Annotated in this window: 9 protein-coding genes; 5 read left to right on the top strand and 4 right to left on the bottom strand. The window is 56.3% G+C overall.

Features of this window, described 5'->3' with window-relative positions; translation table 11 throughout:
* The first annotated feature begins 28 nt into the window (after positions 1-28).
* Positions 29-1285 (top strand): multidrug effflux MFS transporter, encoded by a 1257-nt coding sequence (locus AB4Y40_RS34035; protein ID WP_368691575.1) that lies wholly within the window; start codon positions 29-31, stop codon positions 1283-1285.
* Between the two features lie 130 nt (positions 1286-1415).
* Here AB4Y40_RS34035 and AB4Y40_RS34030 read toward each other — a convergent pair whose 3' ends face one another.
* The gene (locus AB4Y40_RS34030) at positions 1416-2093 is read right to left on the bottom strand and encodes a hypothetical protein (protein ID WP_368691574.1); all 678 of its coding nucleotides are present in this window, start codon (positions 2091-2093) and stop codon (positions 1416-1418) included.
* A gap of 1638 nt (positions 2094-3731) precedes the next feature.
* Here AB4Y40_RS34030 and galE point away from each other — a divergent pair.
* Positions 3732-4781, top strand: a complete 1050-nt coding sequence (gene galE, locus AB4Y40_RS34025) for a UDP-glucose 4-epimerase GalE (protein WP_368691573.1) — start codon at positions 3732-3734, stop codon at positions 4779-4781.
* 235 nt (positions 4782-5016) lie between these two features.
* Positions 5017-5772 carry a hypothetical protein gene (locus AB4Y40_RS34020; RefSeq protein ID WP_368691572.1) on the top strand — a complete coding sequence of 252 codons (756 nt, stop codon included), beginning with the start codon at positions 5017-5019 and terminating at the stop codon, positions 5770-5772.
* A gap of 166 nt (positions 5773-5938) precedes the next feature.
* Here AB4Y40_RS34020 and AB4Y40_RS34015 read toward each other — a convergent pair whose 3' ends face one another.
* The 3 genes from AB4Y40_RS34015 to galU form a co-directional block, all read right to left on the bottom strand.
* Positions 5939-6154 carry an H-NS family nucleoid-associated regulatory protein gene (locus AB4Y40_RS34015; protein ID WP_368691601.1) on the bottom strand — a complete coding sequence of 72 codons (216 nt, stop codon included), beginning with the start codon at positions 6152-6154 and terminating at the stop codon, positions 5939-5941.
* A gap of 201 nt (positions 6155-6355) precedes the next feature.
* Positions 6356-6643 (bottom strand): H-NS family nucleoid-associated regulatory protein, encoded by a 288-nt coding sequence (locus AB4Y40_RS34010; RefSeq protein WP_368691571.1) that lies wholly within the window; start codon positions 6641-6643, stop codon positions 6356-6358.
* A gap of 157 nt (positions 6644-6800) precedes the next feature.
* The gene (galU, locus tag AB4Y40_RS34005) at positions 6801-7727 is read right to left on the bottom strand and encodes a UTP--glucose-1-phosphate uridylyltransferase GalU (protein WP_368691570.1); all 927 of its coding nucleotides are present in this window, start codon (positions 7725-7727) and stop codon (positions 6801-6803) included.
* Between the two features lie 420 nt (positions 7728-8147).
* Between galU and AB4Y40_RS34000 the strand changes: the two genes are divergently transcribed.
* Both AB4Y40_RS34000 and AB4Y40_RS33995 read left to right on the top strand, forming a co-directional pair.
* On the top strand, positions 8148-8726 hold the full coding sequence (locus AB4Y40_RS34000) for a phosphatase PAP2 family protein (protein ID WP_368691569.1): 579 nt from the start codon (positions 8148-8150) through the stop codon (positions 8724-8726).
* 359 nt (positions 8727-9085) lie between these two features.
* The gene (locus AB4Y40_RS33995) at positions 9086-10285 is read left to right on the top strand and encodes a hypothetical protein (protein WP_368691568.1); all 1200 of its coding nucleotides are present in this window, start codon (positions 9086-9088) and stop codon (positions 10283-10285) included.
* Positions 10286-10348: the final 63 nt, after the last annotated feature.

Below are 10348 nucleotides of genomic sequence, written 5' to 3'. Positions count from 1 at the left end.
CGAGCCCGAAACATTGCAAGGACGGTCTGTGTCCCCATCGAAAAAAGTGCGCTTTAGCCGCGATGAAATGAAGGTCGTCGTGGTGGTCACGGCGTTGCTGCTCATTGGTCTGCTCGGCACGGACATTCATCTTTCGTCGCTGCCGGAAATCATGAACGTCATGCACGCCTCGCAGCAATATGTGCAGGCGTCGATCTCCGTCTTTCTCTTCGGGACGGGCGTGGGAGCGCTTATGTACGGACCGATGAGCGACAAACATGGCCGCAAGCCCGTCATTCTGATCGGCCTGGCGGTGGCGATCATGGGTAATCTCTGGGCCGTGTTCGCCGCGAAGATCACGGGCTTTTTGCTCGCGCGCTTCGTTCAGGGGCTGGGCAGCGGCGTGTGCCTCGCCCTGTCGCGCATCGTGCTGGCCGATATCGTGCAAGGCGATCGTTACGCGATTGCCAGCTCGTACATCACCTTGTTCACGGGTCTTTCGTTCGTGCTCGGCCCGCTGGTGGGCAGCTTCGTGCAAACGTGGTTCGGGTGGCGCGCCAACTTTGTCGTCATGGCGTTGCTGCTCTGCGCGATGTTCGCGGTTTATCTGCGCTGCCGTGAAACGAACGCGCACAAGAATCGCTCGATCACGGCACGCGATGTCTTCGCGGCCTACCGCGTAGTGTTGTCGGATGCGACGTTCGTTTCGTCGACCATTGTGGCCGGTGTCGGCATGACCTGCTTTGTCATGTACACGAGCTCGAGCCCATTCGTGCTGCAGCAGCAGTTCGGCTATTCCGCCACGCATTACGGTTGGGTGAGCGCGCTGGTCGGCAGCGGCCTGGTCGTCAGCCGTCTGCTATTGCCCCGGTGGATCGGCAGATTCGGCATGCTCTCGACAATGATCGCCGGGCTTTTCATCGCCATCTTCTGCGGCGTTGCGTTGCTGACGCTTTCGACGCTGGGTGGCTTGTCCGCGCGCGGCTTTCTGCTGAGCGTCGCAGGCGTGTCGTTCAGCTACTCGTTTATCGTGCTTTGCGCGTCGGCCATTTGCATGAGCCGCTTTACGGCCCATCGCGGCGCCGCAGGCGCCATTTATTGCTGCTCGCAGATGGGCCTGGCGTTTGGTGTGAATAGCCTCGTGTCGTCCGTGTCGAGCGACGTGATTACGCTGCTGGGCGCGAGTTATATCGCGCTTCCCGTGTTGGCTCTGCTGCTTTGCGCCAGGCAATCAGCAGCCATAGGCTACCAGGAAAAGCGCGCAGGTTACGACGACCGGCAACCGGGCGCTCCTGCTACAGAATAGGAGGGAACACGCCACCTTACAAGCTCTCAGCTTTACGTAGGCTACAGTGCCGAACGACTGTTTTACGCTGAATAGCCAGTCAGGGCGCAAAGCGGCTCGCGGACTGATGCCGCTTTGCCTCGTCGAGCCCTCACACGCTTAACTGGCGTTTGAGTGGTTGTACGTCAGCTTCCCAGCCAACTCCGACTGTTGGCCCCGTCCGACATTCGAGCAATTGCTTGCGCTTTTCTTCGGCGATTGCGATGAAGTCGGACAGTTCACGCTCCATGGCCGAATCTCTGGCGCCCGGCTTCCACGTCGCGGCTCCGTGCCGCCGGCGCGTGGTACGAGCCAACGCTAACGCTCCTCTCGCAGCTTTTGCACATTCGATTTCAACCTGACCGCAAAAGTCGATCGGCTCACCGAATTCGCGGAATGCCTCGACATACTCCCGAGCGGCGTGCGCCGTTGCCGGGTACTCGCGCAACTCCGAGACGAGTCCACGGCTCAGAACGTCCCATCGCAACTTGTCCGGATAGGCAAAGGCGGGAACGGACACGCCCTTGCTGGCCTCACGGATCGCGGGACCGACTGGCTCCGACGCCGCCCAGGCTGCCTTATGCATCATCGTACGACAGGTCCGAGCGTAGCTTTCCAGCGCTAATGCCAGCTCCAAAGAAGTGTCACGTCGGTGGCGCCTGCGTTCTCGGCCATCTCGCGCCGCGATCCAAACTAGCGTTACGACACTGCCGACCGTCGCCGACGTTAGCGCCAAAGTAATAGGAGTATTCCAGCCAAGTCGCGGGAAAAAAAGCCATTCCTGCAGCATACGAAGCGCCTCGGAAAAAGAGGTGCACAGAGTATAAGCAATCGCAAGCCAGCGTATTCAGGAGAGAAATTGTGCTGTGCATTTTCGCCACAAGCGCTCCGATCGTGCGCCGCCAATCTTGACAGATCGGCGCAATAGCCTCACTACTTTTTGACACTACCGGGACTACAAATCCCGACTCGCCATAGCGATCAACATAGATTTGCCTTGGGCGAGCGTGACGCGGATATTGCTGATTCTGAGTGGTTAACGAGGCAGGCTTCCATGCAGAACTGGGCGGCTTCCGGATCCAGTGAAGAACATCAAGGACACCGTTCTGCTATTAGTTGTCGGGACAGCGGAAGACTATGCTCAGTCAAAAAAAGCCGCACCGTCACCAACGACGGTGCGGCAAGGGAGCTGACGGGTGGTGACCGGTTGCCGATACCCGTCAGCGAGAGAGCTCTCAAACTACCACGCCATCTCGCGCTATTCGATCTCTTGCGAAAAGGTCGACGGTATTGTCCGATCAGTACTAGTAGAAGCGCGTCACCGGTTGTTGCCGAAACCACTTCGTGAGCGAGTCGAAACCCGCTTGCTGCGATGCTACCTGTGCGTGATATTCGCTAACTATTGTTCCTATTTCGCCGGCGGTTTCGGGGGGGCGGGATTGGCACTGCGAACACACTTCAGTGTCACACGCCCTCGGAACAACGATCAGCGTGAAGGCGACTTGCTCGGCGAGACATAATCAATGGAGCGAAGTTTGCAGTCTCGTGCGACACAACTGACCGCGGGCTCATCGTGCAGAGCTGGATATCTTCCGTTTTCCGGCTCATTAGCCTCACCTACAAATCTTCCGACGAAGGACACCAAAAAAACACGATTCTCCAGCCATTCACAGATCACGGATATTCATCGATCGCAAAGTAAAGATGCCGTCAAATTCTCAGGATCCGGACCAGTCGGCCAAAATCTGGTATGTGAACGCCATTGAAATCGAAACGACAAACCTGTCTGTTAAATTGCCGTCACGTTTGGCTCGTGCTGCCCAGAGCCTAATGTGGTCCACCGGGTCCGGTTCCCCCCGAACTAGATCGAACCCGGATTCGCACCGCCAGGCTGGCAATGCCTGGCGGTTTTTTTCGCTCACCAATCGTTCTGACGGCGTTGCTTCAATGCCGAGATGTAGCTCTCTTTGCGCCGAAACTCGACACCGCGTGCTCGGTCCGAAGAACTTTCCGCTTAGACGTTCGATGGACGGTAACCAGCTAGCCGAGACCAATGGAAGATCGACGTTTGTACATCCGTAGCAGAGGGAATCTCTTGCCGTTTATCGTGTATTTGAGAACTCACTCGTGCCCCCGCTTCTCAGGCCGACGAAAACGCCAATCCGGCGGCTTACTTTCACGCTTAACCGAACAAACCTCTTCCAATATGGTCACGTAGACCAAACTCGCCAAAACATTCCACTTTGCGGCAATCACCCCGACTTACCTTGCAGCACGTGGTAGGTTAGAAGCCTGTCAATCTGCAAGTGAGCGGCCAGTTGGTTGCTTTTCAGCGGCTCCTTGCCACCGTACAGGCGCTGCGACGCAGATCCGTGAATCTGCCAGAACAGATCCGCGATCCCCCGGTATGAAGCTCTGAAAATATCTGATGACTCCACCAAACTCCTTCTCGGCGACGAACTCCAAAAGCACAATCCTCATCACTGGCGGCGCCGGTTACATCGGCTCACACACCTGCGTGGCGCTTCTGGAGGCAGGCATCGACGTCGTCGTCGTAGATAATCTCGTCAATAGCCACCGGGCATCGCTCGCGCGCGTCCAGAAGATCACAGGAAAACAACTCACCTTCTACGAAGAAGATGTGCGCGACGCACGGGCGCTTACGCGCATCTTCGAGACACATAAAATCACCGGCGTGATCCACTTTGCCGCACTCAAAGCCGTTGGCGAATCTGTGGCCAAACCGATCGAGTACTATCGCAACAACCTGGAATGTCTGCTCACGGTCCTGGACGTGATGCGCAGATACGGCTGCAAGCAGTTTGTGTTCAGTTCTTCGGCGACGGTGTATGGCGCGCCGGAGCGCTCGCCCATCGACGAAACCTGCCTGCTCACCGCAACCAACCCATACGGACAATCAAAGCTCATCGCCGAGCAGATCCTGCGTGACGTCGCGATCTCAGATCCGTCGTGGCGTATCGCGGTGTTGCGCTATTTCAATCCGGTGGGCGCGCACGAGAGCGGCCTGATTGGCGAAGACCCCGCCGGTATCCCGAACAACCTTATGCCGTTTGTCGCGCAGGTGGCTGTCGGCAAGCTGCCAAAACTGCGCGTGTTCGGCGGCGACTACCCGACGCCAGACGGTACTGGCGTGCGGGACTACATCCACGTTGTGGATCTGGCAAACGGACACCTAAAAGCGCTCGATGCGCTGGCTGCGCGTGACCCGGGTTTCATCGTGAACCTGGGCACCGGACGCGGCTACACAGTCCTCGAAGTCGTGAAGGCCTTCGAGCAGGCGTGCGAACGGTCTGTGCCGTATGAGATCGTCGACCGCCGTCCCGGCGACATCGCCGAGTGTTATGCCAATCCCGCGAGGGCACAATCACTCATCGGTTGGAAGGCAGAATACGGCATCGAGCGCATGTGCATCGATCACTGGCGCTGGCAAGAAAAAAATCCGTATGGGTATGCATAACATTCAATGCATGCGTTCACACTTGCGTCACTGGCACCATACGAATCAATCGGCTTGCGAAAGTCAATGCCGGCGGGAGTTGCATGTGTGCTCAGTGCGCCGCCCTCTCTCGCCTTCGCGTCAGCCTCCGATGCCAGGTACGCGAAACTGATTGGGAAACTCGCCCCACATGAACGACTCAGCGCTAGCGCGTTGCCCCGCCCCGGCGCCGTGGTCGCGAACCGTGGTACCACTCGTGATGATCAAGGTTGCGCATCAGTTCGTCGCGTCGCCGTTGGCGGCGCCGACGGGCTGCAACCCTGAATGTGGCGATGACCAGCACAAACGTGCCAGCAACCAAACTGGCCAGAAATGGGTGCACGTCAAAATCCTCCCGCTTGCTCAGTCAGCGTCCTATTCTGTCATCCGGACGTTCAATAAATACTCGCGATCTCCTTCGAACCGCAATCTGGAGAAAGAAGTCCATCAACTGTTAGCTCAGAATGCGGCGCTTGAGATTAGACTCCGCATGCACATACTCGCACTTTCCGAGATCGTGCAGATAGTTACCAACCGCACAAATCGGAGCGCCTCTGCCAAAACGTTTCGGCGCTCCGCGGAGGCGATATTCGCGTCCTCCAAGGGTAGCGATTCGTCCGAGGCGTACTGGAGTGCCGCCCAGTCCGAGCTGGACACACTTACGTCAGAATTCGATCAGCTCAACTGCACAAAGGCACTTGACGAAGGTGAACATCTATCTTCAAAGCAAGGCACACACTCGATCGACGAAGAATCCCGTGGAATTCTGCTGTGTACAACAATGGCGGCCGTCAAATGCCTCTTCGCGCAACATCCAGATCCTGAAGAGCTAAACGACTTCTGGAGCGCGCATATTGCTGCACTGGAAACGGTTGTTAGACACGCACCCAATCTGTCTGCATCTTCGATCAAATGGGCGAAAAGCCTCCTGAACGAACACGCCGTCATCGAAAAACCGACGCTGCTACACTGACTATTTCTACCGCTCGATACTGATAGCATGATCGAGACGCCCCTCAATTGCAGAGCAATCCCGTCAATGCTACCGGTTCGGATCGCCAAATTGGCGTCTCCGGATATTGACCTCCATGAATTGCGTTAACGATCAAGTCCAGTCGGAGCGCTCACCGCATCCCGAGCTATCGTGAATACCATCGCTTTGTCAGGAAGCGCGCGCGATTCTTCGCCTCCGTGATCCAGGCCGGATCCCCGTCTCTCCCCGACCATGTCGCTCCTGTCCTTGGATCAAGGGACTTCGCTGGTGGCTTACCTTTCGACATCCTGCTCGTGGACACACTATGAGATCCAAAGATGTCACGCCGGGAATTCCCACATTCATTGACCTTCGCGCCGATGTCCGTGAGAACGACTTGAGATTTAGCGCGCCACGCTTCCGCTGGCTGCTCGCTTCAAGCACAGCCAAACGAGCCTTCGAGCAGTCGAAAGTTGCCACCCCGCCCGTTGCCACAAGGACCTCTCGCGTATCCGCGCCCGATGTGAGCCCCCTACTCACGTTGTCTCACGACAGTTCTGTCTGCCCAGGAGCGGCTCGAACGTCAGAACGTGGACGCTTGCCGCGTAGGGGGTAAGTTTTCCTCACTGCGCGCAGCGTCAACCCATGAAGGCTTTCTACCGCGTCCAGACCACACGCGACCCGTCTTTGGGTCACGAATTTTCGCAGTCGACTGGCGGGATCTACCTCGGACATCATCGGCTGTAAGCTGATGTAGCTCCAACTTTCTCCGAATTTCCTGAATCACAATCTCTCGCTCATGCTTGAATACCTCGGCGATCTTGAGATCAAGCATTGCGAGCTGTTCACGCAATTCTTTATAGCTGGACATTTATCGAAGACTGATTCAGGATGGGAAAAAAGCCTGCCATGTCCAGAACATGGCAGGCGAAACCAGGACAGCGGGGGACTATCCCAGGGTACCGATTGACGCAAAGCTGAATGCACTCGAACAACAAACAAACCGATAGCATCGGCCGCTGCAGCCCTCAGACAGCGTCCACACTCTCGCGCGCATCCAACGTTTCATTTTCGCGCTGGTCAACGTTTCGCAACTGCAGGTTCAGGTACTCAGCAAACTCGGAGCCTACCTCGCTGTGCTGGAGCGCGAACTCAACTGTGGCCTTCAGATAGCCGAGCTTGCTACCACAATCGTACCGCTTCCCTCGGTACTTGTAGGCGAGGACCTGTTCGTCGCTGAGCAAGGACTCAATTGCATCTGTGAGTTGCAGTTCGCCGCCCGCACCTGGCTTCAGTGCGCGCAAATGCTTGAAGATCCGGGGCTTCAGTATGTAGCGACCGACAACACCGAGGTTCGATGGCGCAGCGTCGGGAGCGGGTTTTTCGACAATCGCTGAGAGCTTGACGATGTTCTCCTCCCAAGCCTTTCCGTCGACAACTCCGTATGAGCGCGCGTCTGCTCGCGGGATCTCCTCCACTCCGAGTACTGAACTGTGGTAGTGGTTGAACAGATCCACCATCTGCGATGTCACGGGCGGCTCACCATGAAGCAGGTCATCTGCGAGAATAACCGCGAACGGGTTATCGCCCACGAGTTTCTCAGCGCACAATACAGCATGGCCGAGCCCGAGCGCTTCCGGTTGGCGAACGTAAAAGCAATCGACATGGCTGGGCTTGATACCACGGACCAGTTCCAGCAGTTGCTTCTTTCCACGCGCTTCCAGTTCCGCCTCAATCTCGTACGACTTGTCGAAATGGTCTTCAATCGCCCGTTTGCTACGCCCGGTCACGAAAATCATTTCAGTGATGCCTGCTGCAATAGCTTCTTCCACTGCGTACTGGATCAACGGCTTGTCCACAACAGGCAGCATTTCCTTCGGACTTGCCTTCGTGGCGGGGAGGAAGCGTGTACCGAGACCAGCTACCGGAAAGACGGCCTTCGTGACCTTAAGCATACGAACTCCATGATGAATGCGCTGATATCGGGTGAAAGCATAACGTCGTCCTTCAGCCAGGTGGTACAAGTGGCCGAATACGTTCCGATTTTGACGGATAGGGATGACCTAATCTGTAGGCCTGATTTTTTGAGTCACCACAATTCGCTCAAAGCGAACGTCGGACAAACAACATAGGTGGGAATGCCGTGCGCTTCCAACACCTTCGGCTCTCTTTCGTAAACACCCGAACGCCGTGCGACAGCTAAAGGGATCACACGTTCCACCTCAACTCCGACCGACCCGGCTTCCGAACTCGTTTATGTGGGGGTCGACGGCGAATCGCCTCTCCCATCGATTCAATGGCTCGATATGTTGCGAACTGGGAGCAAGCCAACATCGCCTGATATAGTGGGTGCCTTTCTTCTTTCGGAATACAGTATGTGGTCCGCGATCAGTAATCTGGGCGACGCAGCGTTGACGATCCCGCTTGCCATTGTCTGCTTCGTGTGGCTAACGCGTTCGCCGACCGGCGCGCGCGTTGCCATATCATGGGCCGCGCTTCTTTCGGCAGCAATGTTGCTCGTTGGCGTGACAAAGATCTTGTACGCAGGATGCGGAATACAGATTCGCTCGCTGGATTTTCGCATGATCAGCGGACACACAATGCTCGCTTCTGCAATTTGGCCGATGTCATGGCTGATCGTCCTGAACGACGGCTCGCGCATCAAACCTGGCGCCGCCATCTGGCCAGGCATCGTGTTCGCGACGGCTATCGGTATCTCGCGCGTTTTCGACGAGGCTCATACAGTTTCTGAAGTGGTCTCCGGATGGACTCTTGGCATGCTCGTGACGATACTTCTGATTCGATGGAGTGGCGCTCCTATCGTTCCGCCACGCCTGCGTCCGATTGCTGCTGCCTCGCTGTTTGCCGTCTCGGCAGTCGCGTACGGACATCACGCACCAATCCAGGGGGCGATCGACATGTATTCACCGTGGCTTTGCGAACACTGGGCCTAGTCGGTCGAGTGTAACTTGTACTCGCGCGATGAACCTTCCCTCGATGGAGGAGGGTGAAAACTGGACCGGATGCGTGGCGTCTCCTGTCACGTCAAAAAAAGCTACAAAATCCCCTCGCCAGCTTGCCAACTGCCAGTCGTTAGCCGACATAAGCTTGACTGGATCGGACGAGGGCAGCGCGACGCGCCGGCGTCCATTTATCCTCTGCGGGCGCCCACGGAACAAGTCTCTTGAAGCCACCAGAAGATTGATTCATGGGCTGCGATTAAAACGTCGGCGCCAGACGGATTGGCGACCTGCGTGGCGCGTCTGAACGTCAATTGCTATGCAAGGTACAGCTTCCGATCCGAAATGCCCTTATGTCGACCTTTCTGTTCACCGCAAGTGTATTCTTTTTCTCCCTGAACGCATTCAGCGTCCGTGCAACCTTTGCAGCGTATTTCTTCGCGTGCGCCCTGTTATTCCTACGGACCCCCACCCTTCTTGAGAAAGGAGCCAATGCCCGCGGGATGCTGACATACTGGCTTGGGTGTATCACCATCTCGTTTATTTTTTCTGCATTTGGCGATTTTTATCTCAACTTTTTCATCAAATTTGTACTGATTCAGACTTACATTGTGCTGCTTTACTGGATGTTCAGTAGCGGCGTCCTTTCGCTCAAGTCGATCGAGTCAGCATGCACGGCGCTGATCTATATTCATGGTGCATTTTTCCTTTTCCAGCTCGTGTACTATCTGGCCACCGGTGTGTTCGTGGACTTTGATAGCTTTATTCGCGAGTCCGACGCCGACGCCCTCTATGCAACGAAAGCACTGAGTGACAGTCTGATCTCCATCCGCGCGCTTGGCCTCTACTCAGAACCGTCCTTCTACGCAATGACGGTGATTCCGTGTGGCGTTCTTTTACTTCTGGTGAAACGTCGGATTACGTTCGCCTCGGTCATTGCATTCGGCACCGCGCTGATCAGTTTCTCGGTAGCGTCGATGGTGGTCTGTGCAGTGCTTGGATTCGTTCATGTGATGTTCGAACGCGGGAACCTGCGTCTCAAGCTGTTCGTCATTTTGGCCGCGTTACTGTGCGCGCCCGCCATGTACAACGTCTACGACCAACGTGTTAACCAGTCGGTCGACTATGACGCCGTGGGCAGCCGGACGCTAATTCTGACCGAACTCCAGGATCGTGATCTCACTGCGGGTGCCTTCGGAAGCGGTCTATTCTGGGACGACCGGAATAACGTCGGCAAAACACACATGCGTGGATATCAGGCACGAGACAGTTCCTTCTACGTCTACGTCCTGTTCAGCGTAGGCGTTGTCGGATCGTCGATGTTCTTTGGTACGATTGGGGTGATGTTCCGCAATCGCAACAAGTGGCGATATCTCGCTTACCTGATGCCAATCATGCTCTTCAAGTATCACGTGCTCTATGGGATGCTTTGGATGACGCTGCTGCTCTTCGTCGTCCTCGCCGAGCAAAACACTGCACCTTCGCCGCCCAAGCGCCGCCTCTCGACCCAGCGCCCTGCCACTCGTGCCATTGCGGCTAATTCCCGTATCTAATGTCAATCATGCCAGTGACACACACTCGAGCCACAAGCACGCGTAAATCGAGCCTGCCAGATT

It is taken from the genome of Paraburkholderia sp. EG287B, from assembly GCF_040965595.1.
Classification (GTDB): Bacteria; Pseudomonadota; Gammaproteobacteria; order Burkholderiales; family Burkholderiaceae; genus Paraburkholderia.
This window is presented reverse-complemented; position numbering and strand designations above follow the sequence as displayed.

Bases quoted from the DNA above. Each gene is read 5' to 3' on its own strand.
- galE (WP_368691573.1), top strand. From the start codon at position 3,732: ATGACTCCACCAAACTCCTTCTCGGCGACGAACTCCAAAAGCACAATC.
- AB4Y40_RS34010 (WP_368691571.1), bottom strand. From the start codon at position 6,643: ATGTCCAGCTATAAAGAATTGCGTGAACAGCTCGCAATGCTTGATCTC.
- galU (WP_368691570.1), bottom strand. From the start codon at position 7,727: ATGCTTAAGGTCACGAAGGCCGTCTTTCCGGTAGCTGGTCTCGGTACA.
- AB4Y40_RS34000 (WP_368691569.1), top strand. From the start codon at position 8,148: ATGTGGTCCGCGATCAGTAATCTGGGCGACGCAGCGTTGACGATCCCG.
- AB4Y40_RS33995 (WP_368691568.1), top strand. From the start codon at position 9,086: ATGTCGACCTTTCTGTTCACCGCAAGTGTATTCTTTTTCTCCCTGAAC.
- AB4Y40_RS34030 (WP_368691574.1), bottom strand. From the start codon at position 2,093: ATGCTGCAGGAATGGCTTTTTTTCCCGCGACTTGGCTGGAATACTCCT.